General features: G+C 69.9%; 22 protein-coding genes and 1 riboswitch. Of the genes, 11 read left to right on the plus strand and 11 right to left on the minus strand.

The features are described from left to right. Positions 1-6: 6 nt before the first annotated feature. Positions 7-501, minus strand: a complete 495-nt coding sequence (locus CG719_RS09720) for a hypothetical protein (protein WP_199836575.1) — start codon at positions 499-501, stop codon at positions 7-9. A gap of 116 nt (positions 502-617) precedes the next feature. On the opposite strand from CG719_RS09720, the gene CG719_RS09725 reads away from it, so the two are divergent. Together CG719_RS09725 and CG719_RS09730 are read left to right on the plus strand one after the other, a co-directional pair. Beyond that, positions 618-1586, plus strand: coding sequence for a diacylglycerol/lipid kinase family protein (locus tag CG719_RS09725; RefSeq protein WP_100568131.1), 969 nt, complete (start codon positions 618-620; stop codon positions 1584-1586). Between the two features lie 316 nt (positions 1587-1902). Continuing rightward, on the plus strand, positions 1903-2160 hold the full coding sequence (locus tag CG719_RS09730; protein WP_016639615.1) for a WhiB family transcriptional regulator: 258 nt from the start codon (positions 1903-1905) through the stop codon (positions 2158-2160). 183 nt (positions 2161-2343) lie between these two features. Here CG719_RS09730 and CG719_RS09735 read toward each other — a convergent pair whose 3' ends face one another. Continuing rightward, positions 2344-3810, minus strand: a complete 1467-nt coding sequence (locus CG719_RS09735; protein WP_100568132.1) for a sensor histidine kinase — start codon at positions 3808-3810, stop codon at positions 2344-2346. Positions 3811-4516: 706 nt separating this feature from the next. Between CG719_RS09735 and nagB the strand changes: the two genes are divergently transcribed. Further along, entirely contained in the window at positions 4517-5302 is a 786-nt protein-coding gene (nagB, locus tag CG719_RS09740) for a glucosamine-6-phosphate deaminase (RefSeq protein ID WP_100568133.1), read from the plus strand. A 106-nt stretch (positions 5303-5408) separates the two neighbouring features. On the opposite strand, the gene CG719_RS09745 is transcribed toward nagB, so the two are convergent. The 4 genes from CG719_RS09745 to CG719_RS09760 form a co-directional block, all read right to left on the minus strand. After that, positions 5409-6899 carry a glycoside hydrolase family 3 protein gene (locus tag CG719_RS09745; RefSeq protein WP_100568134.1) on the minus strand — a complete coding sequence of 497 codons (1491 nt, stop codon included), beginning with the start codon at positions 6897-6899 and terminating at the stop codon, positions 5409-5411. A gap of 9 nt (positions 6900-6908) precedes the next feature. Beyond that, the gene (locus CG719_RS09750) at positions 6909-7760 is read right to left on the minus strand and encodes a carbohydrate ABC transporter permease (RefSeq protein ID WP_100568135.1); all 852 of its coding nucleotides are present in this window, start codon (positions 7758-7760) and stop codon (positions 6909-6911) included. After that, on the minus strand, positions 7757-8743 hold the full coding sequence (locus tag CG719_RS09755; RefSeq protein WP_100568136.1) for a carbohydrate ABC transporter permease: 987 nt from the start codon (positions 8741-8743) through the stop codon (positions 7757-7759). The genes CG719_RS09750 and CG719_RS09755 overlap by 4 nt, the downstream gene beginning before the upstream one ends. Positions 8744-8866: 123 nt before the next feature. Beyond that, on the minus strand, positions 8867-10153 hold the full coding sequence (locus CG719_RS09760; protein WP_100568137.1) for an extracellular solute-binding protein: 1287 nt from the start codon (positions 10151-10153) through the stop codon (positions 8867-8869). Positions 10154-10615: 462 nt separating this feature from the next. Here CG719_RS09760 and CG719_RS09765 point away from each other — a divergent pair, with 462 nt between their 5' ends. The 7 genes from CG719_RS09765 (at position 10616) to CG719_RS09800 (ending at position 19288) form a co-directional block, all read left to right on the plus strand. Beyond that, entirely contained in the window at positions 10616-11380 is a 765-nt protein-coding gene (locus CG719_RS09765) for a GntR family transcriptional regulator (protein ID WP_100568138.1), read from the plus strand. Between the two features lie 140 nt (positions 11381-11520). Beyond that, a complete protein-coding gene (locus CG719_RS09770) occupies positions 11521-11820 on the plus strand; it encodes a DUF3311 domain-containing protein (RefSeq protein ID WP_199836576.1) in 300 nt (99 codons plus the stop codon). Then, the gene (gene mctP, locus CG719_RS09775) at positions 11817-13427 is read left to right on the plus strand and encodes a monocarboxylate uptake permease MctP (RefSeq protein WP_100568139.1); all 1611 of its coding nucleotides are present in this window, start codon (positions 11817-11819) and stop codon (positions 13425-13427) included. Before CG719_RS09770 ends, mctP begins: the two co-directional genes overlap by 4 nt. A 230-nt stretch (positions 13428-13657) precedes the next feature. Continuing rightward, positions 13658-14842 (plus strand): IS701 family transposase, encoded by a 1185-nt coding sequence (locus CG719_RS09785; RefSeq protein ID WP_100568140.1) that lies wholly within the window; start codon positions 13658-13660, stop codon positions 14840-14842. A 237-nt stretch (positions 14843-15079) separates the two neighbouring features. Beyond that, positions 15080-15586: a GNAT family N-acetyltransferase gene (locus CG719_RS09790; protein ID WP_100568141.1), complete on the plus strand. Its 507-nt coding sequence runs from the start codon at positions 15080-15082 to the stop codon at positions 15584-15586. Between the two features lie 62 nt (positions 15587-15648). Continuing rightward, a riboswitch (cobalamin riboswitch) is annotated at positions 15649-15785 on the plus strand. 123 nt (positions 15786-15908) lie between these two features. Further along, positions 15909-18275, plus strand: coding sequence for a ribonucleoside-diphosphate reductase subunit alpha (locus tag CG719_RS09795; protein ID WP_100568142.1), 2367 nt, complete (start codon positions 15909-15911; stop codon positions 18273-18275). Then, positions 18275-19288, plus strand: coding sequence for a ribonucleotide-diphosphate reductase subunit beta (locus tag CG719_RS09800; RefSeq protein WP_199836577.1), 1014 nt, complete (start codon positions 18275-18277; stop codon positions 19286-19288). Before CG719_RS09795 ends, CG719_RS09800 begins: the two co-directional genes overlap by 1 nt. Here CG719_RS09800 and CG719_RS09805 read toward each other — a convergent pair. Then, a complete protein-coding gene (locus CG719_RS09805; RefSeq protein WP_100568277.1) occupies positions 19201-19455 on the minus strand; it encodes a hypothetical protein in 255 nt (84 codons plus the stop codon). The two genes, CG719_RS09800 and CG719_RS09805, sit on opposite strands and share 88 nt — an antisense overlap. 93 nt (positions 19456-19548) lie before the next feature. Here CG719_RS09805 and CG719_RS09810 point away from each other — a divergent pair, with 93 nt between their 5' ends. After that, positions 19549-20514, plus strand: coding sequence for a helix-turn-helix domain-containing protein (locus CG719_RS09810; protein WP_100568144.1), 966 nt, complete (start codon positions 19549-19551; stop codon positions 20512-20514). A 21-nt stretch (positions 20515-20535) separates the two neighbouring features. On the opposite strand, the gene CG719_RS09815 is transcribed toward CG719_RS09810, so the two are convergent. The 4 genes from CG719_RS09815 to CG719_RS09830 all read right to left on the minus strand — a co-directional run bounded on the left by CG719_RS09815 (position 20536) and on the right by CG719_RS09830 (position 25085). Next, on the minus strand, positions 20536-21909 hold the full coding sequence (locus tag CG719_RS09815) for a bifunctional albaflavenone monooxygenase/terpene synthase (protein WP_100568145.1): 1374 nt from the start codon (positions 21907-21909) through the stop codon (positions 20536-20538). Next, positions 21906-22991, minus strand: a complete 1086-nt coding sequence (cyc1, locus tag CG719_RS09820; RefSeq protein ID WP_100568278.1) for an epi-isozizaene synthase — start codon at positions 22989-22991, stop codon at positions 21906-21908. Before cyc1 ends, CG719_RS09815 begins: the two co-directional genes overlap by 4 nt. A 300-nt stretch (positions 22992-23291) precedes the next feature. Beyond that, positions 23292-23942, minus strand: coding sequence for a peptide deformylase (def, locus tag CG719_RS09825; RefSeq protein WP_100568146.1), 651 nt, complete (start codon positions 23940-23942; stop codon positions 23292-23294). 162 nt (positions 23943-24104) lie between these two features. Then, positions 24105-25085: a tetratricopeptide repeat protein gene (locus tag CG719_RS09830; RefSeq protein ID WP_100568147.1), complete on the minus strand. Its 981-nt coding sequence runs from the start codon at positions 25083-25085 to the stop codon at positions 24105-24107. Positions 25086-25166 lie beyond the last annotated feature (81 nt).

Below are 25166 nucleotides of genomic sequence, written 5' to 3' on the forward strand. Positions count from 1 at the left end.
CACCGGCTACCGCTGTCCGCTCTCCCCGGCCCGGCCGGGGCCCTTGATGTCGAGGGCCCGGGTCGTCTCCGGGTTGACGAGCAGCACCAGCGACGTGACGGCCACCACGGCGAGCACGATGCCGGCCGGGATGGCCACGCCGTCGGACCGCAGCAGGTTGTAGGCGACGGGCAGCGCCATGATCTGTGTGATGACCGCCGGTCCCCGGCTCCAGCCGCGGCGCAGCAGCAGTCCGCGGGCCGCGAGCAGCGGCAGCAGCGCGAGCACGAGCACCGTGATGCCGCCGGTGACGCCGGTCTGCCGGTCGCCCTCGGGGCCGGTGGCGCCCGCGACGAGCATCCAGATCCCGCCGACGACCAGCACGAGCCCTTCCAGCCCGGCCAGCGCCGCCGCGTACGTCAGCCGCCGCGGGCGGGGACCTGCGGCATCCGCCGCGTCCGTGGCGTCCGTGGGCTGCGTGTTCTTCGTGGGCTTCGGTGCGGGTTTGCGGTCACTGCTCACTCCAGCAGGGTAGCCGTCGCGGCCCGGACCACCGTGTGCAGGCTCACGCCCCGGCCTCTTACCCGATCCCTACCTCGGGGTGGGGTCGGTACTGTCCGGTAGGTACGCTGCACCTCATGCGTGCACTTCTCGTGGTCAATCCGGCGGCAACCACCACAAGCGCACGTACGCGCGACGTCCTGATCCACGCGCTCGCGAGCGAGATGAAGCTGGACGCGGTCACCACCGAGTACCGCGGCCACGCCCGCGACCTGGGCCGGCAGGCCGCTGACGGCGACGACATCGACCTGGTGGTGGCCCTCGGCGGCGACGGCACGGTCAACGAGGTCGTCAACGGTCTGCTGCACCGCGGCCCGGACCCCGAGCGCCTTCCCCGCCTGGCGGTGGTGCCCGGCGGCTCCACCAACGTCTTCGCCCGCGCCCTGGGCCTGCCCAACGACGCGGTGGAGGCCACCGGCGCGATCCTGGACGCCCTGCGCCTGGGCAGCGAGCGCACGGTCGGCCTGGGTCTGGCCTCGGGCACGCCCGGCACCGACGACGCGGCGGTTCCGGAGCGCTGGTTCACCTTCAACGCCGGGCTCGGTTTCGACGCCGGCGTGGTCGGCCGGGTGGAGCAGCAGCGCGAGCGCGGCAAGAAGTCCACGCACGCGCTGTACGTACGGCAGGTGGTCCGCCAGTTCCTCGGGGAGTCGAGCCGGCGGCGCGGGTCGATCACCCTGGAGCGCGCCGGAGAGGACCCGCTGACCGACCTGGTGGCGGCGATAGTCTCGAACACCTCGCCGTGGACGTATCTCGGCAATCGCCCGATGTACACGTCACCTAAGGCCTCGTTCGATACCGGGCTCGATGTGCTCGGTCTCAGCCGCCTGTCGACCGCCGCGGTTGCCCGGTATGGCACCCAGTTGCTCACTTCGTCCCCCGAGCGCGGACCCCAGGGCAGGCATGCGGCCTCCCTGCACGATCTGACCCGCTTCACCTTGCATTCGAAGGTGCCGCTGCCCCTCCAGATGGACGGTGACCACCTGGGGCTGCGTCGAAGCGTGACGTTCACAGGCGTACGCCGTGCACTGCGTGTGATTGTGTGAGTAGAAGGGGCGAAAGTCCTTTCACTCGAACGTTTAGGCCAGGATCCACCCCATGGAAGTACGGCTGTGACCTAGTCGACACCGAGGAATCAAAAAAAACTTTCCGGAAGGGGTTGTATCCGCCGCTGAGGTTTGCGAGTCTCTACGTGGCGATCGGGGCGGCCCACCACATGGGCCCCAGAGATCACCAGAACCCCTCTACGAATCACAGGACCACGCCAGGGAACCTGGCAGTCGGCCCTTCCCTCGTCGAGGGATTCGTGAAAGCGTTCACATTCACAAGCAATCGCATGTAATACCAAGAGAGGTAGCAGCCATGGACTGGCGTCACAACGCCGTTTGCCGCGAGGAAGACCCCGAGCTGTTCTTCCCCATCGGCAACACCGGTCCTGCGCTGCTGCAGATCGAGGAAGCCAAGGCCGTCTGCCGTCGCTGCCCGGTTATGGAGCAGTGCCTGCAGTGGGCGCTCGAGTCCGGTCAGGACTCCGGCGTCTGGGGTGGTCTCAGCGAGGACGAGCGTCGCGCGATGAAGCGCCGCGCCGCCCGCAACCGGGCTCGTCAGGCCTCCGCCTGACCACAGCCACCCCGCTGACAGCCTGAGCTTGGCGGCGCGTGCAACGAGTACGCATCTCCCGCCCCCGAGCCGCAGCGCGCAGTACCCCCGATGCGCACACAGGACGCAACGAGCGACTGGCCCCGGACCGACCTCGGTCCGGGGCTCTTTGCTGTGCGGGGACCGACGCTCCTGCCGTGCGGGCTACTTGTGCGTCTGCACGGGAATGTCGAGGACCACTCGGGTGCCGCGCTCCGGGGCCGGCACCATGTCGAAGGTGCCGCCCAACTCCCCCTCGACCAGGGTCCGTACGATCTGCAGGCCGAGGTTGCCCGAGCTGTGCGGGTCGAAGCCGTCGGGCAGACCCACGCCGTCGTCCTGGACGGTGACGAGCAGCCGGGCCTCGCGCGAGGTGCCGCCGCGGACCGCGGAGACCTCCACCGTCCCCGTCTCGCCCTCGCGGAAGCCGTGTTCCAGGGCGTTCTGCAGGACCTCGGTCAGCACCATGGACAGCGGGGTGGCGACCTCCGCGTCCAGGATCCCGAAACGGCCGCTGCGCCGGCCGGTCACCTTGCCCGGGGAGATCTCGGCGACCATCGCGAGCACCCGGTCGGCGATCTCGTCGAACTCCACGCGCTCGTCCAGGTTCTGGGACAGCGTCTCGTGCACGATGGCGATCGAGCCGACCCGGCGGACCGCCTCCTCAAGGGCCTCGCGGCCACGCTCCGACTCGATGCGCCGGGCCTGCAGCCTGAGCAGCGCCGCCACCGTCTGGAGGTTGTTCTTGACCCGGTGGTGGATCTCCCGGATCGTCGCGTCCTTGGTGATCAACTCTCGCTCGCGGCGGCGCAGTTCCGTCACGTCCCGGAGCAGCACCAGCGACCCTATGCGTGTGCCCTTGGGTTTGAGCGGGATGGCCCGGAACTGGATCACCCCGTCGTGGGCCTCGATCTCGAACTCCCGCGGTGCCCAGCCGCTGGCCAGCTTCACCAGCGCCTCGTCCACCGGGGCCCGGGAGGGGGCGAGTTCGGCGGTGGTCTCGCCCAGGTGGTGGCCGACGAGGTCGGCGGCGAGGCCGAGGCGGTGGTAGGCGGAGAGCGCGTTGGGCGAGGCGTACTGGACGATGCCGTCCGCGTCCAGCCGGATCAGGCCGTCGCCGACCCGGGGCGAGGCGTCCATGTCGACCTGCTGGTCCGGGAACGGGAAGGAGCCTGCCGCGATCATCTGCGCCAGGTCCGAGGCGCTCTGCAGATACGTCAGCTCCAGCCGGCTCGGGGTGCGCACGGTGAGCAGGTTGGTGTTGCGCGCGATGACGCCGAGGACGCGTCCCTGGCGCCGCACCGGGATGGACTCGACGCGGACCGGGACCTCCTCGCGCCACTCGGGGTCGCCCTCCCGCACGATCCGGCCCTCGTCGAGCGCGGCGTCCAGCATCGGGCGGCGGCCGCGCGGGACGAGGTGGCCGACCATGTCGTTCTGGTACGAGGTGGGACCGGTGTTGGGGCGCATCTGGGCGACCGAGACGTACCGGGTGCCGTCCATGGTGGGGACCCACAGAACCAGGTCGGCGAAGGAGAGGTCGGAGAGCAGCTGCCACTCCGAGACCAGCATGTGCAGCCACTCGAGATCGGAGTCGTCGAGCGCGGTGTGCTGGCGTACGAGTTCGTTCATGGAGGGCACGTCTGCGAGCGTACCCGTGCATTTGTGCGGGCCCGAATCGAGCGGAGGCGGCGGAGGCCGCAAAGGCGCGGGGCCCCCGGAGACACCCGCGGGCCGCGGCGCCTGAGAGGGACCCTCAACCCTCCCGGCACCGCAGCCCGGAGCAGCATCGGCCGCGGGCGTGCGGTCCCGGTCGGCCGAAGGATGAGGAACCGGGGCAGTCAGGGCAGAGAGCTCCGGATCCTCGGTCCGCCTTCCTGTGCGGGGAAGGCGGAGGCTCGTGCGTTCACCTGTCGTGCGCGGGCGGGGCCGCGCGTGTGCGCTCTTCGAGACGTCTCCGCAGCATTCTGGACTAGACCACTTGCCCTGTCCATGCGCGGGACGGTAGTTGTTGTGTTTTCTTCACCGAACGACCGGTCGGCCGGAACTTCCGGATCATCCGGCGTGTCCCCCGCAGCCTAGCCCGCCCCGCTGGGCAGTGGGGCCGGATGGCGGGGGCGATTTCCGTGAGTACCTCGGCTTCCCCCGGCTCACGCCGTCGTACGCCGGTCGCGATCCGGGCCCGGACGTCCGCCCCCGCGGCTTCGGGCACGGGGACGGACGGGCACGGCGCGGCGGGGCCCTACTCTGTTAGATTGGGCGTGGATTGGTCTAAACCACACGACCCCCGTTACCGGGTCCGTCCCCTTCAGATCCACTTCAGATCGGCAGGCCCAGCGTGGAAGTTGTCATCGTTCCGGACGCCAGAGCGGGCGGCGAACTCATCGCCGAGGCGATGGCGCAGCTGCTCCGGCGCAAGCCCGACGCCCTGCTCGGCGTGGCCACGGGCTCCACTCCCCTGCCCGTGTACCAGGCGCTGGCGGCCAAGGTGCGCTCGGGTGCGGCGGACCTCTCGCGGGCGCGGATCGCCCAGCTCGACGAGTACGTGGGGCTGCCCGCCGAGCATCCCGAGTCCTACCGCTCGGTGCTGCGCCGGGAGGTGCTGGAGCCGCTCGGCATCGGGATGGACGCCTTCCTCGGGCCCGACGGCACGGCCGACGACGTCCGGTCGGCCTGCGCGGCCTACGACCGGGCGCTCGCCGAGGCCGGCGGCGTCGATCTGCAACTGCTCGGGATCGGGACGGACGGGCACATCGGGTTCAACGAGCCGTGCTCGTCGCTCGCCTCGCGCACCCGGATCAAGACGCTCACCGAGCAGACCCGCGCCGACAACGCGCGCTTCTTCGACGGCGACGTCGAGCAGGTGCCGCACCACGTGATCACGCAGGGCATCGGGACGATCCTGGAGGCCCGGCACCTGGTGCTGCTGGCCACGGGCGAGGGCAAGGCGGACGCGGTCGCGGCGACCGTCGAGGGCCCGCTGGCGGCCGTCTGCCCCGCCTCGGCCCTCCAGCTCCACCCGCACGCCACGGTCGTCGCCGACGAGGCCGCCGCGTCCAAGCTGAAGCTGGCCGACTACTTCCGCCACACCTACGTCAACAAGCCGGACTGGCAGGGCATCTGACCTTCGGCCCACCCTGACGCCGGCCACCCCCTGGGGGTGGCCGGCGTCACCGTGTCGGCAGCCGTGCGGCTCGGCCGTGGCGAGAGGCCGGTGGGCGGTGGGCGGTTCACGCGCCCGTCAGGATCTCCGCCGCCGCTCTGCCGCAGACGCGGGCCGCGCCGTGGGTGGCGATGTGGAGGGGGCCACGCGGGGGTGCCTGGGGGACGCCCATTTCGATGATCACCGTGTCCGGGCGGGCCGCGAGCAGGGTGTCCAGGGCCGCGGCCATCCAGGGGTGGCGGTGCTCGTCGCGGACGACGGCCACCACACGCCGGGTGCCGGCCTCCTGGAGGGCCGCGCGGCCCGCGTCCTCGCCGGCGAAGCTGCCTGTCCGGGTGCCCGGCAGGAGGCGGCCGAGCTCGGCGGCCACGCCCCACGGGGTCTCGTCACCGACGGCGATGTTGGCGACGGGGGTGAAGGCGGCGACGTAGGGCGGCTCCGTGAGCGGGGTGAAGCCGTCCGCGGCGGTGACGCGCAGCGCGCGCCGGGCCGCCCGCAGTCCGACCTCCGGGTCGGCGGCGTCCCGCGCCCCGGCCCGGTTCCCGGCCGCGGCGGTCCAGCGGGCCAGGGCGCGGACCCGTTCGGCCGCGTCGGCCAGCCGTTCCTCGGGCAGTTCCCCGGAGCGGACGGCGGCGACCAGGGTGTCGCGCAGACCGGTCACGGTCTCGTCGTCGGCCAGTCCGCCGCCCACGCAGATCGCGTCGGCACCGGCGGCGACGGCCAGGACGCTGCCGCGCCGGATGCCGTAGTTGTCCGCGATGGCCCGCATCTCCATGCCGTCGGTGACGATCAGGCCCTCGTAGCCGAGTTCGCCGCGCAGCAGGTCGGTCAGCACCCGGCGGGACAACGTTGCCGGAAGCTCCGGGTCCAGGGCCGGGACCAGGATGTGGGCGCTCATCACGGCCTTGCTGCCGGCGGCGATCGCCGCGCGGAACGGGGCCAGTTCGCGCGCCTGGAGCACGTCGCCGCCCACGTCGATGCGGGGCATCGCGTGGTGCGAGTCCACGGCGGTGTCGCCGTGCCCGGGGAAGTGCTTGGTACAGGCGGCGACCCCGGCGGACTGGAGGCCGGTGACGTAGGCGGCGGTGTGCCGGGCGGCCAGGCCGGTGGAGGCGCCGAAGGACCGTACGCCGATGACCGGGTTGCCGGGGTTGGAGTTGACGTCGGCGGAGGGCGCCCAGTTGAGGTTCACCCCGCACTCGGCCAGCCGCCGGCCGAGTTCGCGCGCGACGGCCTCGGTCAGCTCCACGTCGTCCACCGCGCCCAGCGCGTGGTTGCCGGGGAAGCTGGAGCCGGTGCGCACCTCCAGACGGGTGACGTCGCCGCCCTCCTCGTCGACGGCGACCAGGACGTCCTCGCGTTCGGCGCGCAACTGGGCGGTGAGGGCGGCGAGCTGTTCGGGCGAGGCGATGTTCCGGCCGAACAGTCCGACCGAGGACAGCCCCTCACCGAGGCGCCGGAGCAGCCAGTCGGGGGCCGTGGTCCCGGTGAAGCCGGGCTGGAGGACGGTCAGCGCGTCGCGGGTGAGTGTGTCGGTGCCGCTGGCGATTGTCGTCATCGGGTGGCGTTATCCCTTCACGGCGCCCGCGGTCAGGCCCGCGGCCATCTTGCGCTGGACGAGCAGGAACAGGACGACGATCGGTATGGCCATCATCGTGGCTCCGGCCATCATCGGGGCGTATTCGGTGCCGTGCTTGGTGGTGAAGTTGGCGAGCCAGACCGTCGCGGTCTGGTGCTCCTGGCTGAGCAGCATGAGGGCGTACAGGTACTCGTTCCAGGCCTGGATGAAGCCGTAGACCGAGGTGGCGACCAGGCCGGGGGCCAGCAGCGGGAAGACGACCCGGATGAAGGCGCCGGTGCGGGAGCAGCCGTCGACCATGGCGGCCTCCTCCAGCTCCCGGGGGATGTTGACGATGAAGCCGCGCAACGTCCACACGGTGAAGGGGAGGATGAAGGTCAGATAGGTGATGATCAGCCCGGTGAGCCTGTCGTACTGCCCGAGGTCGTTCAGCAGCAGGAAGATCGGGATGATCATGGCGATCAGCGGCACCATCTGCACCGCCAGGATGCCCACGATCACGACCTTGCGTCCGCGGAAGGCGAAGCGGGAGATGGCGAGCGCGGCCAGCATGCCCACGACCACGCCGATCGCCACCACCGACAACGACACGATCAGGCTGCGGCCGACCGGGCCCCAGAAGTCGGCGATGTCCAGCGCCCGGCGGAAGTTCGCGAGGGAGAGCCCAGTGGGCAGCAGGCTCGGGTCCGGGTCGATGGCGTCCCTGGACGGCTTGAACGCGGTGTTGAGCATCCAGTAGAAGGGGAAGCCGACGATGACGAAGACGAGCAGGCCGAGCAGGTTCCAGCCGAGCCTCGCCCTCCGGCGGCGGGGAGATGCGAGGGTACTCGTGCCGCTCATTCGACTTCTCCGATCTTCAGCATCTGGCGCATGTACACGGCGACCACGCCGAGCAGCAGCAAGACGGTGATCAAGGCGATCGCCGAACCCTGCGCGTAGTCGTTGACCACGAACGCGCGGTCGTAGGAATAGGTGTTGAGGACCTGGAACTCCGCCTCGGGGTGGCCGCCCCGCATCACGAACACCTGCGGGAAGACCCCCATGTCCCAGATCACCGACAGGGTCGTGAGCATCACGATGACCGGCTTGAGGATCGGCAGGGTGACATGGCGGAAGACGCCCCAGGCGCCCGCGCCGTCCAGCCGTGCGGCCTCCTCCAGTTCGCTGGGCACCTGGGTCAGGCCCGCGCTGAGCGTGATGGTGACGAAGGGCACGGCGCCCCACACCACCAGCAGCATGATCACGGCCAGCCCCTCGGGCCCGCTTGCGAACCAGTTGTGGCCGACCATGTCGACGCCGGGCAGCCTGCTGAGCAGCGCGTTGAGGACGCCGTAGTCGGAGTCGAAGAGCCACTTGAAGACGGTGGTGGCCACGATGACAGGCATGCCCCAGCTGGCCACCAGCACGATGTTGATCAGCACCTTCACCCAGCCGGACACCCGCTGCAGCAGCAGCGCGAACGCCATGCCGGCGACCATGGTGAGGACCACACAGCCGGCGGCGAAGACGATCGTGCGCAGGACGACCGCCCAGAACTCACTGTCGCCCAGCACGTTCCGGAAGTTGGCGAACCCCGCCCATTCGGCTGATCGGAAGCCCCACAGCTCCGACTGGCCGAACTTCTGGAAGGAGACCGTGACCAGACGCGCCAGGGGGTACGCCATGACCAGGGTCAGCACCAGCAGGCAGGGCGCGAGCAGCAGCCACGGGGTCGCGGCCCCGCCGGAGGTGCGCTGTCCCCGTGGCCGGTCGGGGACGGCGGGTGGCGGTGCCTGCCGCGGTGGCGGCACCTTGGCAGGGGTGGTCGTGTCTGCGGCACTCATCGCGCGCTCCTCAGCGGTCCCTCAGGTCGTACGAAGGCCAAGCCCCGTACGACCGTGCGCGGGCCGGCGCACGGTCGTACGGGAAGCAGGGCCCCGCTGCGGTCGCAGGACCCCGCGTTCCTGTCACTTGGTGTTGATCACCTTGTCGATCGCGGCGTCCGCCTCCTTGGCGGCCGCCTCGACCGACTTCTTGCCGGTGCCGATGTTCTGCAGCATGGTCTGCAGCACCTGGGCCTTCTCGACCTGACCCCAGCCCGGTGCCATCGGGACGAACCAGTTGGACTCGGCCGCGGTGGCCGGCACCGCCGTCGCGGGGTCGTCCTTCAGCGTCGCGAGGTCGGTCTTGTTGTTGGGCAGGTTGCCCTTGCCCATCAGGCCCTTCTGGCCGGACGGGCCGGTGAACGCGTTGATCCACTCGGCTGCGAGCGTCTGTGCCTTGGACTTCACCGGGACGGCGAGGTCGGAGCCGCCGAGGAAGACCGGCATGTTCTTGCCGGACGGGCCGGGCATCACGAAGTTCTCGTTGTTGTCCTTGAGCTTGCCGGTCTTGTCCTGCTCCGGGTCGGACGCGGCCGCGCCTTCCCAGGCGGCGCCGAAGATCATGCCGGACTTGCCCTGGCCGTAGACGATGTAACGGTCGGACTCGTCCTTGGTCTTGTCGCCGTGCATGTACTTGTCGACGACGTTCTTGAACTCGTTCAGGCCCTTGAGGGACTCGGGCGAGGAGAGGTCGGCCTTCCACTGGCCGCCCTCCTCCTTGGCGATGGAGCCGCCGGCGTCGTAGACGAAGGACATGGCCGCGTACCAGTCGCGCGTGGGCTGGTACCAGGCGTTGAACTTGTCACCCTGCTTCTTCTGAACCTTGTCCAGGTCGGCCGTGAGCTCCTGGTAGGTCTTCGGAACGGACTTCACGCCGGCTGCGGCGATGACGTCCTTGCGCCAGTTGGCGACCCGGCCGCCCGCGTAGTAGGGAACGCCGTAGGTCTTGCCGTCGTAGGTCACCGAGGCCTTCAGGCCGTCGAGCCAGGCGTCGGATCCGGTGAAGTCGGCGGCGTCGACGGGGGCGAAGGCACCCTTGACCATGTACCCGAGCATCTCGGTGTTGCCCATCTCGACCACGTCGGGGGCCTTGTCGGTGGCGAGGACCGCATCGAGCTTGGTGTTCTTGTCCGGCCAGCCGTAGTACTCGTGCTTGATCTTCAGACCCGGGTGCTTCTTCGTCACCGCGTCGTCGGCCGCCTTGACCAGCTCGGGCCAGTTGTTCTGCGCGTCCACGGTGAGCCAGACGGTCAGCTCCTTGGCGTCGGCGCCGCCCTTGCTGGAGCTCCCGCCGTCCTTGCCGCCCCCACACGCCGCGATGGAGACCATCATGCCCGCGATACCGATCGCGGCTACCAGCTTGCGCTTCACGCCACCCTCCTCAGGGATGCCACAAACCCCCCTGCCTCCCCGCGGTTGAGCGACATCCGAGCGTCGGCGTAACCGCCCGTGGGGCCGGGACCTGGACCAATGGTGTAGACCAGTAGGGGGAGCTTGGCCCAGACCAATAGGGCTGTCAAGAGTGCGCCGACCCGCTCAGACGGTCCGTTACGGGACCGCGATATGCAGGGACCTTTCATTGTTCGTCCGGCAAAATGGACGCCCGCGCTCCACTGGACCAGTGGCGACCGTACGCGACCGCCGGACGGGCCTGGCCAGGTGGACCACCCGCCCAGGCCGGAGCTATGGACTAGACCATCCGGGGGCACGACGGTATACAGAGGAGATCACGGAGCGTACGGGTGACCACTCGGCACGCGAAGCCGTGCCACGATGTGAGCCGGGGCCGACGGGACGTCGGCCGCCTCGGCACAGGAGCCGGAAAGGCAGAGCATGAGCACCGACGTCAGCAGTGCGGAGAACGAGGGTGGGGCGACCGTCCGTACCGCGCGCGTGCCCAAGTACTACCGCCTGAAGAAGCACCTGCTCGACATCACCCAGACACTGCCGCCGGGCACTCCGGTGCCGCCGGAGCGGACCCTGGCGGCCGACTTCGACACCTCGCGGACCACGGTGCGGCAGGCGCTTCAGGAGCTCGTCGTCGAGGGCCGGCTGGAGCGCATCCAGGGCAAGGGCACCTTCGTCGCCAAGCCGAAGGTCTCCCAGGCGCTGCAACTGACCTCCTACACCGAGGACATGCGCGCGCAGGGCCTGGAGCCGACCTCGCAGCTGCTGGACGTCGGCTACGTCACCGCCGACGACCGCCTGGCCGAACTGCTCGACATCACCGCCGGGGGGCGGGTGCTGCGCATCGAGCGGCTGCGCATGGCCAACGGCGAGCCCATGGCCATCGAGACCACCCACCTGTCGGCCAAGCGCTTCCCGGCGCTGCGGCGCAGCCTGGTGAAGTACACCTCCCTGTACACCGCACTCGCCGAGGTCTACGACGTCCATCTCGCCGAGGCCGAGGAGACCATCGAGACCTCGCTGGCCACTCCGCGCGAGGCCGGCCTGCTCGGCACCGACGTGGGCCTGCCGATGCTGCTGCTCTCCCGGCACTCCCTGGACCGCGAGGGCCGTCCGGTGGAGTGGGTGCGGTCGGTGTACCGCGGGGACCGCTACAAGTTCGTGGCCCGCCTCAAGCGCCCGCAGGAGTAAGGGCCTTGTGACGGAGTAAGAATCCCGTGGCGGTCCGTGGCGTCATGCGCACGAGGGATTCCGCACCTGTGACACCGTGATCTACATTGCGTGCGCACCGCACGGACGCTCGGTGATCAGCTAGGGGACGGAGTCGCCACATGTCGAATGCCCCGGAAGCCACCAGAGCGGTGGTGACGCCCTTACGGGTCGCCATCGCCCTCTGCCTCGTCGCCCCCTTCGTGGCGCTGCTGTGGGTGGGGTCGTACGCGAGGAAGGACCCGGCCCTCGCCGGGATCCCGTTCTTCTACTGGTACCAGATGCTGTGGGTACTCGTCTCCGCGGTCCTGACGATGACCGCGTACCGGCTGTGGCAGCGTGACCGGCGCACCGCCGGGACCCCCCGGGCCGCCGGGCCGGCCTCCGCCGCGACGGCCGAGGACGGGGGTGCGGTCAAGTGAAGGACGGGGTCAACGGCGTCACGCTCGGCGTCTGTGTCTTCTTCTTCCTGCTCGTCACCGTCATGGGCTTCCTGGCCGCGCGCTGGCGCCGGGCCGAGAACGAGCACAGCCTGGACGAATGGGGCCTGGGAGGACGGTCGTTCGGCACCTGGGTGACCTGGTTCCTGCTCGGCGGCGACCTGTACACCGCCTACACCTTCGTGGCCGTGCCGGCCGCCGTCTACGCGACGGGAGCGGCCGGCTTCTTCGCGGTGCCGTACACGATCCTGGTGTACCCGCTGATCTTCACGTTCCTGCCGCGGCTGTGGTCGGTGTCCCACCGGCACGGATACGTGACCACCTCGGACTTCGTCCGCGGCCGGTTCGACTCCAAGAGCCTGTCGCTGGCGGTGGCGCTCACCGGCATCCTCGCGACAATGCCGTACATCGCGCTCCAGCTGGTCGGCATCCAGGCGGTCCTGGACGTCATGGGCGTCGGCGGCGGCGACAGCACCCACTGGTTCGTGAAGGACCTGCCGCTGCTGATCGCCTTCGGCGTGCTGGCGGCGTACACCTACTCGTCGGGGCTGCGCGCGCCCGCGCTGATCGCGTTCGTGAAGGACACCCTGATCTACATCGTGATCGCGGTGGCCATCATCTACATCCCGATCAAGCTGGGCGGCTTCGGCGAGGTGTTCGCCAAGGCGGGCCAGAAGTTCACCGAGTCGGGTTCGGGCGGGCTGGTCCCGGCGGCGGCCGGCCAGTGGACGTACGCCACGCTGGCGCTCGGCTCCGCGCTGGCGCTGTTCATGTACCCGCACTCGATCACCGCGACGCTGTCCTCGCGCAGCCGCGAGGTGATCCGCCGCAACACGACGATCCTGCCGCTGTACTCGCTGATGCTGGGCCTGCTCGCCCTGCTGGGCTTCATGGCCATCGCGGCGGGCGTGCAGGTGAAGAACGGCCAGCTGGCCATTCCGCAACTCTTCGAGAACATGTTCCCGGACTGGTTCGCGGGCGTGGCGTTCGCGGCGATCGCCATCGGCGCGCTGGTACCGGCGGCCATCATGTCGATCGCCGCCGCGAACCTGTTCACCCGCAACATCTACAAGGACTTCATCCGCCCGCAGGCGACACCGCGGGAGGAGACCCGGGTCTCCAAGATCGTGTCGCTCCTGGTGAAGGTGGGCGCGCTGGTCTTCGTCCTGACCATGGACAAGACGGTCGCCATCAACTTCCAGCTCCTCGGCGGCATCTGGATCCTGCAGACCTTCCCGGCCCTGGTCGGCGGGCTGTTCACCCGCTGGTTCCACCGCTGGGCGCTGCTGGCGGGCTGGGCGGTCGGCATGGTCTACGGCACGGTCGCCGCCTACGGGGTCGCCTCGCCGACGCAGAAGCACTTCGGCGGGTCGGCGAAGGAGATCCCGGGTCTCGGTGAGATCGGCTACATCGGGCTGACGGCGTTCGTGCTCAACGCGGCCGTCTCGGTGGTCCTGACGTTCGTGCTGCGGGCGGTCAACGCGCCCCAGGGCGTGGACGAGACCCGTCCGGAGGACTACACGGCGGACGCCGGCGACCCGGACGTCGAGGTGGAGCTCCCGCCGGCCACGACGGCGGCCCCGCACTAGGGCGTGTTTCGAAGGTGGCGTCGTTCGCCCGGAGGGCGGGCCCCGCGGCGTCTGGTGCGTGCGATCGCAAGGCGGAGGGTCGCCCTCGTACTGGGTGTACGTGGGCGATCCCGACAACGCAGCGAGCGTGCGTGCCAGGCGCCGCGGGGCAGACGGCACTTTCGAAACACGCCCTAGTACTGCAACGGTGTTTGCCGTGACTGCTGGCCAGATTGGTCGTTGGTCTGGTTATGGGTGGGGACCTTGCTGATGTCAGGCTGTGGGCAAGTGAGCTGAATGCTGTGCATGAGCGGTTCGTGCATCGGTTCAACAGGTCGGAGCCGAGGGAGTCGGCACTGGCCTATATGCGGGGACTGATCGCTCCTCTGCAGCGGAAGAACGGCTGGACCTTGGCCGAGGAAGCCGGCCACGCAGGCCCGGACCGCATCCACCGGATGCTGAACCGAGTCGACTGGGACGCCGATGAGGTCCTCAACGACGTGCGTCAGTACGTGGTCGACAACCTCGGTGACCGGGACGCCGTCCTGATCGTGGACGACACCGGCTTCCTGAAGAAGGGGGTGCGCTCGGCCGGAGTGCAGCGGCAGTACTCCGGCACCGCCGGGCGCACGGAGAACTGCCAGATCGGTGTCTTCCTCGCCTACGCGGCTGCCGGCGGCAGGACGCTGATCGACCGCCGCCTGTATCTGCCCACCTCATGGACGGACGACCGCGAGCGGTGCCGCCGGGCCGGCGTCGACGACAGTGTCGGCTTCGAGACCAAGGTGGCCATGGCCAAGGCGATGGTCCGCCGCGCCATCACCGACAAGATCCCGTTTCGGTGGGTGACCGCGGATGCCGCCTACGGTTTCAGCAAGGGCTGGCGGTCCGAGTTGGAGCAGGCCGATGTCTACCACGTCATGGCCACCACCCGACACGACACCGTCGTCACCCGCTGGGCGATCGACCATCCCGTCCACGATCTGTTCCCGGGCCTGCCGCGGCAGAAGTGGAAGCGCCGCTCGTGCGGCCAGGGGGCGCACGGCCCGCGGATCTACGACTGGGCACGTGTGGAGGTCAGGCCCTGGCACCGCGAAGACCGCCGACACTGGGTCCTTGCCCGCCGCAGCGTCAGCCGCCCGCAAGAGATCTCCTACTACATCGCCTACTGCCCAGCCGACACCACCCTGGACGAACTCATCCGCATCGCGGGCACCCGGTGGGCCATCGAGGAATGCTTCCAGACCGCCAAGCAGGAGTGCGGCCTCGACGACTACCAGGTGCGGCGTTATCCCGGCTGGCACCGCCACATGACCCTGGCCATGGCCGCCCACGCCTGCCTGACCGTCCTTCGCGCCCACGCACTCGATGCCGGGAAAGCAGAAACGGATCCTCCCAGCTCATCCACCTCAGCCTCGCCGAGATCCGACGCCTGATAACCCGTCTCACCGACCGCCGCCCGGCATCCGTCGACCACATCCTGCACTGGTCACACTGGCGCCGAAAACGACAACACCAAGCCCGCATCAGTCACTACACACGCCGCGGACACAGCCCCTGAAACTGGCCAGCAATCAGCACAAACACCGTTGCAGTACTAGGACCGGGGGCACGGCAGTGGGCCGCCGGAATCCGGCGGCCCACTGCCGTGCCCGTGCGGCACACTCGGGCGCATGGACTTCGTGATCCGGCCGGCCGAGCCCGGCGAGTACGGCACCCTCGGTGAGATCACCGCCCAGGCCTACCTCCGGGACGGGCTCCTGGACTTCGGTGAGAGCGACGGGTATCTCGGCGAGCTGCGGGACGTGGCCAAGCGGTCGGCCGCGGCCGAGGTGCTGGTCGCGGTGGCGGACGGGGAGGTGCTCGGCGGGGTGACCTTCGTCCCGGGCACCGGCCCCATGGCCGACCTCGCCGGTCCCGGGGAGACCGAGATACGGATGCTCGCGGTCGCGCACGCGGCGCGCGGCAGGGGCGTCGGCGAGGCCCTCGTGCGGGCCTGTACGGACCGGGCACGGGCCGTGGAGGGCTGTGTCCGCGTGGTGCTGTCCACCCAGAGCTCCATGCACACCGCCCACCGCATCTACGAGCGCCTGGGCTTCGTCCGCACACCGGGCCGGGACTGGAACCCGCTCCCCGAGCTGGACGACATCATGCTGCTCACCTACGAGTTGACATTCTGACACGCTCCGGAGTCGGCGCGGCACAACATATGGGGGTGCCCGACTCGCTCAGCACAAGATGTATGCTCGTGCTCAATGTCGCCGCAGGGGAATCCGGTGCGAATCCGGAACTGTCCCGCAACGGTGTACTCGTGCGCGTTTGCCCCCAAGGCCCGCCACGAGCGTCAGTCCGAGGACCTGCCGACAGCGCGCCCGGCCGTCCGGTCCGGGTGCCCTGACGTCCGGGTCTCGCGGAATGGGCCGGTGGACGCGGCGCCGTGTGCGCTCGTGTGCCGCCCCCTGCCCTCGGCGAGGCCCCGTGCCGAGCGAGGGAGAGCTCCACGTGACCATCGCGCCAGCCGACCCGGTTTCAGTCGCAGCCACGGAAACCGACGGTCCAGGTGCCGTACTGCTGCGGACCCTGACCGAGCTGACCGCCGACCTCCCCGACGCCGACCCCGGCCGGGTCGCCGCCGCCGCCCTGCGCGGCCGGTCGGCGCGGGCCGACGAGGCCGAGTTGCGCGAGCTGGCCACGGAGGCGGCCGCCGGGCTCATCTCCGAGGACCCCGCCTACTCCCGGCTGGCGGCCAGGCTGCTGACCCTCACCGTCCGCGCCGAGGCCGCCTCGCAGGGCGTCGCCTCCTTCACCGACTCGGTCGCCGTGGGCCACCGCGAGGGCCTCGTCGCCGACCGGACCGCGGAGTTCGTCCGCGCCCACGCCGACCGCCTGGACGCGATGATCGACCGGGCCGCCGACGACCGCTTCGGCTACTTCGGCCTGCGCACCCTGCACAGCCGGTACCTGCTGCGGCACCCGATCACCCGCAAGGTGATCGAGACGCCCCAGCACTTCATGCTGCGGGTCGCGGCCGGTCTCGCGCAGGACGACACCGCGCGGTCCGTCGACGAGGTCGAGGCGCTGTACGGGCTGATGAGCCGCCTCGACTACCTGCCCTCCTCCCCCACGCTGTTCAACTCCGGCACGCGCCACCCGCAGATGTCGTCCTGCTACCTGCTCGACTCCCCCAAGGACGAGCTGGACTCCATCTACGAGCGCTACCTCCAGGTCGCCCGTCTGTCCAAGCACGCCGGCGGCATCGGCATCGCCTACTCCCGCATCCGCTCCCGCGGTTCGCTGATCCGCGGCACCAACGGGCACTCCAACGGCATCGTGCCGTTCCTGAAGACCCTGGACGCCTCGGTCGCCGCCGTGAACCAGGGCGGCCGGCGCAAGGGCGCCGCCGCGGTCTACCTGGAGACCTGGCACTCGGACATCGAGGAGTTCCTGGAGCTGCGCGACAACACCGGTGAGGACGCCCGCCGGACGCACAACCTCAACCTCGCGCACTGGGTCCCGGACGAGTTCATGCGCCGGGTGAACGCCGACGGGCAGTGGTCGCTGTTCTCCCCTGCGGACGTGCCGGAGCTGACCGACCTGTGGGGCGAGGAGTTCGACGCCGCGTACCGGGCCGCGGAGGCGCGGGGCCTGGCGCGCAAGACCATCCCGGCCCGCGACCTGTACGGCCGCATGATGCGCACCCTCGCGCAGACCGGCAACGGCTGGATGACCTTCAAGGACGCCGCCAACCGCACCGCGAACCAAACCGCGCAGCCGGGCCACGTGGTCCACTCCTCGAACCTCTGCACGGAGATCCTGGAGGTCACCGACGACGGTGAGACGGCGGTGTGCAACCTGGGGTCGGTCAACCTCGGCGCGTTCGTGGCCGGCGGAGACATCGACTGGGAGCGGCTGGACGAGACCGTCCGCACCGCGGTCACCTTCCTCGACCGCGTGGTCGACATCAACTTCTACCCGACCGAGCAGGCGGGCCGCTCCAACGCCCGCTGGCGTCCGGTGGGCCTGGGCGCCATGGGCCTGCAGGACGTGTTCTTCAAGCTGCGCCTGCCCTTCGACTCCCCGGAGGCGAAGGCCCTGTCCACCCGTATCGCCGAGCGGATCATGCTCGCCGCGTACGAGGCGTCCGCCGACCTCGCCGAGCGCAACGGTCCGCTGCCCGCGTGGGAGAAGACCCGTACGGCCCAGGGCGTGCTGCACCCCGACCACTACGACGTCGAGCTGACCTGGCCGGAGCGCTGGGCGGCCCTGCGCGAGCGGATCGCCGCCGTCGGCATGCGCAACTCGCTGCTGCTCGCGATCGCCCCGACCGCCACCATCGCCTCGATCGCGGGCGTGTACGAGTGCATCGAGCCGCAGGTCTCCAACCTCTTCAAGCGTGAGACGCTCTCCGGGGAGTTCCTCCAGGTCAACTCGTACCTGGTGGACGATCTGAAGGCGCTCGGCGTCTGGGACGCCCGCACCCGCGAGGCGCTGCGCGACGCCAACGGCTCGGTGCAGGACTTCGCCTGGATCCCCGAGGACGTGCGCGGGCTGTACCGCACGGCGTGGGAGATCCCGCAGCGCGGCCTGATCGACATGGCCGCCGCCCGCACCGCGTTCCTGGACCAGTCCCAGTCCCTGAACCTGTTCCTGGAGACGCCGACCATCGGCAAGCTCTCCTCGATGTACGCCTACGCCTGGAAGCAGGGGCTGAAGACGACGTACTACCTGCGGTCCCGTCCGGCGACCCGGATCGCGCGCGCCGCCCGGGCGCAGGCCGCCGCCACCGTCCCCGTCCAGCAGGCGGCGCCGGACGCCGACGCGATCGCCTGCTCCCTTGAGAACCCCGAGTCCTGCGAGGCCTGCCAGTAATGACCAGCGAGACCAAGAACCTGCTCGACCCCGGCTTCGAGCTGACGCTCCGTCCGATGCGCTATCCGGACTTCTACGAGCGCTACCGGGACGCCATCAAGAACACCTGGACCGTGGAGGAGGTCGACCTCCACTCGGACGTCGCCGACCTCGCCAAGCTGAGCCCGTCCGAGCAGCACCTGATCGGACGGCTGGTGGCCTTCTTCGCCACGGGTGACTCGATCGTGGCGAACAACCTGGTGCTGACGCTGTACAAGCACATCAACTCCCCCGAGGCGCGGCTGTACCTGTCCCGCCAGCTCTTCGAGGAGGCCGTGCACGTCCAGTTCTATCTGACGCTGCTGGACACCTACCTCCCCGACCCGGAGGACCGCACCGCCGCCTTCGCGGCGGTGGAGAACATCCCCTCCATCCGCGAGAAGGCCGAGTTCTGCTTCAAGTGGATGGACTCGGTGGAGAAGCTGGACCGGCTGGAGACGAAGGCGGACCGCCGGCGCTTCCTGCTCAACCTCATCTGCTTCGCCGCGTGCATCGAGGGCCTGTTCTTCTACGGCGCCTTCGCCTACGTCTACTGGTTCCGCAGCCGCGGCCTGCTGCACGGTCTGGCCACCGGCACCAACTGGGTGTTCCGGGACGAGACGATGCACATGTCCTTCGCCTTCGACGTGGTGGACACCGTGCGCAAGGAGGAGCCGGAGCTCTTCGACGACAACCTCCAGCAGCAGGTCACCGACATGCTGCGGGAGGCCGTCGAGGCCGAGCTCCAGTTCGCCCGCGACCTGTGCGGTGACGGCCTCCCGGGGATGAACACCGAGTCGATGCGGCAGTACCTGGAGTGCGTCGCCGATCAGCGCCTGACGCGCCTCGGCTTCGCTCCGGTGTACGGCTCCGAGAACCCCTTCTCCTTCATGGAGCTCCAGGGCGTTCAGGAACTGACCAACTTCTTCGAGCGGCGCCCGTCGGCGTACCAGGTGGCGGTGGAGGGCACCGTCGACCTGGACGAGGACTTCTGAGCCTCGTCGCGGTTCTCCCTGGCCTCCCGGTCCTGTTGGGCCTGACGGATCTGGCGGTCGGCACGCCGGTCGTGGACGATGCCGATCACGGACGGCAGGACCATGAGGACCAGGAGTCCCAGGACGGCGACCATCGAGATCAGGCCTTGCAGCTGTGTCGTAGTCATGGACACCACTGTGGGGCCGGAAGCTCCTTACCGTGAGTGGCAGGACTGCCGTACACCTTCAAAATCCTGCCACCACGGGGGCACACTGGAGCCATGCTGAAGAACGTGGTCACCGTGCTGCTGGACGGAGTGCACCCCTTCGAGCTCGGCGTGATCTGCGAGGTGTTCGGACTCGACCGCAGTGACGAGGGGCTGCCGGTGTACGACTTCGCGGTCGTCTCCGCGGAGGGCCCGGAGCTGCGCACCCATGTCCCCGGCCTCACCCTCCGGATCCCGCACGGCCTGGACCGGCTGGAGGAGGCCGACCTGATCACGGTGCCGGCCGCCGACGCCGTCACCTCCCGCGGCTACCCGCCCGAGCTGCTCGACGCGCTGCGCCGGGCGGTGGACCGGGGCGCGCGGGTGCTCAGCGTCTGCTCGGGCGTCTTCGTGCTGGGCGCCGCCGGTCTGCTGGACGGGCGGCGCTGCGCGGCGCACTGGAGGCACGCGGACGAGCTGGCCCGGCGCTTCCCGCGGGCGATGGTCGAGCCGGACGTGCTGTACGTGGACGCGGACCCGGTGATCACCTCGGCCGGCACCGCCTCCGGCATCGACGCCTGTCTGCACATCGTGCGCAAGGAACAGGGCCCGGAGGTGGCCAACCGGATCGCCCGGCGGATGGTGGTGCCCCCGCACCGCGACGGCGGGCAGGCCCAGTACGTCGAGCGGCCGCTGCCGAAGTCCTCCTGCGACACGGTCGGCGAGGTGCTGGTCTGGATGGAGGAGCACCTGGACCAGGAGGTCACCGTCGAGCAGCTCGCCACCCGCGCCCATATGTCGCCGCGGACCTTCGCCCGCCGCTTCCAGCAGGAGACGGGCACCACTCCGTACCGCTGGCTCCTGCGCCAACGCGTGTTGCTGGCACAGCGGTTGCTGGAGGCGACGGACGAGACCATGGACACGATCGCGGACCGTACGGGGTTCGGGACCGCGTCGGCGCTGCGGCACCAGTTCGTCCGCGCGCTGGACACCACCCCGAACGCCTACCGGCGCGCGTTCCGGGGCCCGCAGGCCGCCTGAACGCGCGCCGCGCCGCTCAGGTCACCTGAGCACCGGCCGCACCATCATCTTCTGCGGGCGCAGGGTGATGCCGACCCGTGGCGTGCCGTCCGAGCCGGGGACCTCCTCGAAGCGGAACCTCGTCGCCACCGTGGCGGTGAAGAGACTGAGAAGTGCCATCGAGAAATGGTCACTCGGGCACTTCCGGTTACCCACTCCGAACGGGCTCATGGCATATTTCGGTAAGTCCTTGGCGCGTTCGGGGAGCCAGCGATCGGGGTCGAACTCCAGATTGTCCGGATACGAGCGCCGGTCACGCTGGACCGCGTACGGACTGTAGATGATGTCCGCACCGGCCGGAATGCGATAGCCACCGAGTTCGGTTTCGGCCACCGCCCGCCGCGTCAATACCCATACGGCCGGACGCAAACGCATCGTCTCCACGATGACATTGTTGGTGTGCGTGAGCCTGCGGACGTCGTCGAATCCGACGGGGCGGCCGCCGGTCACGGATTCGACCTCCGCACGGATCCGGTCGCCGTGTTCCGGATGTATCGCGAGCACCCGGAGCAGCCACATGATCGTGGCGCCCACCGTTTCGCTGCCCGGGGTGAGTATCGCGACCACCTGGTCGTGGATCTCCTGTTCCCCGATGGGCTCGCCATTGTCGTCCTTCGCCGTCAGCAATGCCGTCAGCAAATCGTCCGGATTCCGACCGGACGCCCGGCGTTCGGCGATGATCTCGTCGACGAGGAGATGCAGATCGGCGAGCGCGCGGTTGAATGCGCGGTTGGCCGGCAGCGGCAGCCGGTACAGAGGTCCGAGCGGCACCACCATCCGCTGGTACATGCCGCGGAAGACGGTGGCCAGCGCCTCGCACAACCGGTCGGCGCACTCGTCCATGTACGCGCCGCGCAGCAGGCAGCGGGCCGCGATGCGCACGGCGATCCGGAAGGCCTCCGAGGCGCAGTCGATGGTCTCCCCGGGCTGCCAGCGCTCGGTCAGCGCGTGCGCCTCCTCCTCCATGACCGGCCCGTAGGCGGGGATCGCGTCGAGCCGGAAGGCGGGCTGGATGGTGCGGCGCTGGCGCCGGTGCAGCGGGCCGTTGGAGGTGGCCACTCCCTCCTTGCCGACCAGGCCCTCCAGGGACTCCCACAGCGGGCCGGAGATGATGTAGTCGGGGCTGAGGGCCAGCGCCCCGGTGAGGGCGGGCGTGGTGACGGCGTACACCGTCTTCGGGCCGAGCCTGATCCGGACGACGTCTCCGTGGTCGCGAAGCTGGGACATGAAGGCCAGCGGATCGCGGACCAGCCTCAGACCGTGGCCGAGAAGCGGCACCCCGCCCCCGGCCACCGGTGGCTCGTGCGGTCCCGGAGCGTCCTGCCGGGCTTCCGGCTGCACTGATTCGGCGGTCATTTCCCACCTGCCCCTTCGCTTTCGACGTACGGGGGTGTGGCCGGGTCCTCCCAGTTGTCGACCCTGTACCGGCCGGATTCGTGGTGGAACCAGTAGACGGAACTGAACCAGTTCCGCATATTGCCGATGCAGGTCCGTACGGCGGCGCTCAGTTCCTTTCCGCGCACCGTGCCGTCCGCGAGGCCGTCGGCGAAAGTCAATCCCGCCTGTTCCGCGGCCAGGAATCCGGATACGCATTCCTCGATGCGCCCGCGCATGTCCGCGATTGCCTCCTCCAGGCTCAGTCCGTCGTGTTTGACGAGACTGATTCCGAGATTGTGCACCTCGTCGCCCGCCAATTCCTTGGGCAGGGAGCACAGATCGTTGTACCAGGCCGCGAATTCCTGACTGAGCAGTGCCGGACGCCGGTACGCGGAATTCTTCCGGACGCTGTCCGGGAGTTCACAGCCGGCGCTCGGTTCCAGCAGGTCGGTCCAGATCCAGTGGGCGAAGGTGAACCGGCGCAGCGCGAGATATTCCTCGACTGTGGGCACGACGTCCCCGGTGCGGTTGCGGAACTCCCGGTCGTACGCGTCGATGACGGCGTGGAAGTGCCGCGCGAAGCGGGCGTTCCACCGGGCCGACGGGAACGAGTAGAACCGCAGCACGCTGTCCGCGAACCCCGCGACCAGGGGGTCCTGGTGATGCAGGTGGTCCTGGGGGGAGTCCAGGGCCGTGTGCAGCGCACGGCACAGTCGCTCCCAGGCGGCGGGCCGGCCGTGGACGACGTCGCGGTCCTGGCGGTCGTCCCAGAGGAAGAACCACGCGCTGAAGTCCGCTATGGCCTGGAGCACCTCGTCGGGGGCGCCGATGTAGTACCCCGCCATGAGGTCGGTGTAGCAGAGGCTGTCGGCGTGTTCCTCGACCTTGTCCGCCGGCATGAGCCGCTTTTCCAGCAGCCAGCCGCGTGTCTTCTCCTGGAGTTGGGGCCAATACTCGTGCAACTGCCTGGGGAACTCGGCCTCGATCACCGGAAGTGCGAGCGATGGTGGGACTGGGACCGCTGTCGTTGTCGATGTGGTGCTGTATGGGAAAGCTGGCACGGACAAACCCCTCTCAGCCGCCGGTGGCGTACACCCCTTCTGTCGTGCCGGGCGCACGCCGTCGCGTATCCCTCACCCCCATTCAGCACCACAACTGACCGTTCTGGGAATGGATTTGCTCCCTTGACCACCACCGGATGCCGTGTATCTCCCCTTGTGTGACTGATTACCAATCAGTAGAAGCGCACAAGGGATCGAATGGTGGCGGACACAAGTACGGCGCCCGACCGGACGTTCCGGTCGGGCGCCGTGCGCGCGAGTCCCTCGCGCCCCAACGGGCTGCGAGGGAACCGTCGTTGCTCAGTCGTTGGCGACCACGGGGTAGCGCGGCTCGTTCTCGGCCATCTGCCGCAGCGCGTCCTTGCGCTCGCGCTTGGAGAGCCGGTCGATGTAGAGGTAGCCGTAGAGGTGGTCCGTCTCGTGCTGGAGGCACCGCGCGAAGTAGCCGGTGCCCCGCACCTTGACCGGGTTGCCCTGCTCGTCCTGCCCTGTGACCTCGGCGTAGTCGGGGCGGGCGAGCGGCGCGTAGGCCGTGGGCACGGACAGGCAGCCCTCGTTGCTGTCGTCCAGCCGGCGCCGCTCGGCGGGCAGCTCCACCAGCCGGGGGTTGCAGACGACCCCCACGTGCCGGACGCCCTCGTCGTCCGGGCAGTCGTAGACGAAGACCTTCTGGTCCACGCCGATCTGGTTGGCGGCCAGGCCCACGCCCTCGGCGGTGTGCTGGCTGGCGAACATGTCGGCGACGAGCTGCTGGAGCTCCTCGCCGAAGTCCGTGACGTCCCTGCACTCCTTGTGCAGCACGGGGTTCCCCACGACAGTGATGGGCCGGGAGGTGCCGCGCTCACGCCAGGCCGTCTCGCGCGCCTCGCCGTCCGCCGAGTCGACGACGTACCCCTCGTCGTCGACGGGGAGCACGCCCGCGTGCTGCTGATCGGTGTCCTGCTGCGCCATGACCGACGTACGCCTTCCTGACAAGAACGGGGAGTGAGTCCTGCTACAGGGTACGGGGCCCGCGCCCCCGGCCGGACCCGCGAGTGTCCGGTATGCGACGCCGCCGGGAGGACCGGCCGGCCACGGCGGGCCCGCTCCCGGGCCCGGGGCGGACCGGCGTCCTCAACAGACCTCTTCCAGGTCCCGCCAGTCCCGCGAGTCCGGGCTGTCGGCCACCCACCCGTCCAGCAGCCCGCGGACCAGGGCCGCCGGAGCGGCCACTCCGCACTCACGCTCCGGCACCCACAGCTGCCCGTCGGTGCGATGCCCGAGCGGTCCGGGGTGCCCCGGCTCGCTGTGGTCGTGCGGGTCGAGGTGCACGCCGTCGCCCTCGTCGGACGGCATCCGCGACTCCGAGCACATCCGGCACAGCAGCCGCACGGACGACGACCAGTCCTCGGCGGCGAAACCGGCGTCGGCGGCGAGCTGCTCCAGCGCGTCCCGGTCGGCCTCGGTCGCGGCCTCCAGCAGGACCACCCAGGTCGGCACCGGGGAGGGCGCCCACAGCTCGATCTCGTCGAACACCGGGTAGGTGTGCCCCGCCGCGGTGGTCCGTTCCCCGTGGGGCACGCCGTCGTGCAGCACGACCTCGCCCCAGCGCCGCCCCGAGGAGGGCAGCGGAATGGACAGCACCTCGATGCGGGCCGGATCAAGACGTCTGCCCCAGACCACCTCGGCCTCGCCCTCCGGCGACAGCCGCACGGCCGCGCTGCCCAGCTCCATGCCCACCGGCTCCCCGGCGGCGGCCGCGCCTCCGGGCACCTTCAGCCCGTACGCCTGCCACGCCCGCCGGGCCAGCGGCCAGTCCTGGAGGGCGGTGGCGGCGATGCCGACGTTCCACCAGTCGGGCGCCCCGCTCTCCTTCTCCAGCAGGGCCACGGCTCGGAGGCCCGCCGCCCTCGCCTGCTCCCAGTCGTGCCGGAACTTGTGCAGCAGGGCGAGGTTGAACCAGGACTCGGCCAGCCAGGGCTCCAGATCGGCGGCGCGTGTCAGCAGCGCGCCCGCGTCCTCGTACCGGCCGTCGCCGATCAGCGTGAACGCCCGGTCGGTGGCCTGCCGCCAGGAGGCGGAGGGCCGGTGCCGTCCCTTGCCGAAGATCCTCACGATTCCCGCCTGCCAGTGCCGTCGAGTGGGCCGGCTTCTGCCCCCGGACACCCTCTCATTCGCATCCAACCACGTACGACT

The sequence above is a fragment of the Streptomyces sp. CB01373 genome (assembly GCF_002803075.1).
Lineage (GTDB): Bacteria > Actinomycetota > Actinomycetes > Streptomycetales > Streptomycetaceae > Streptomyces.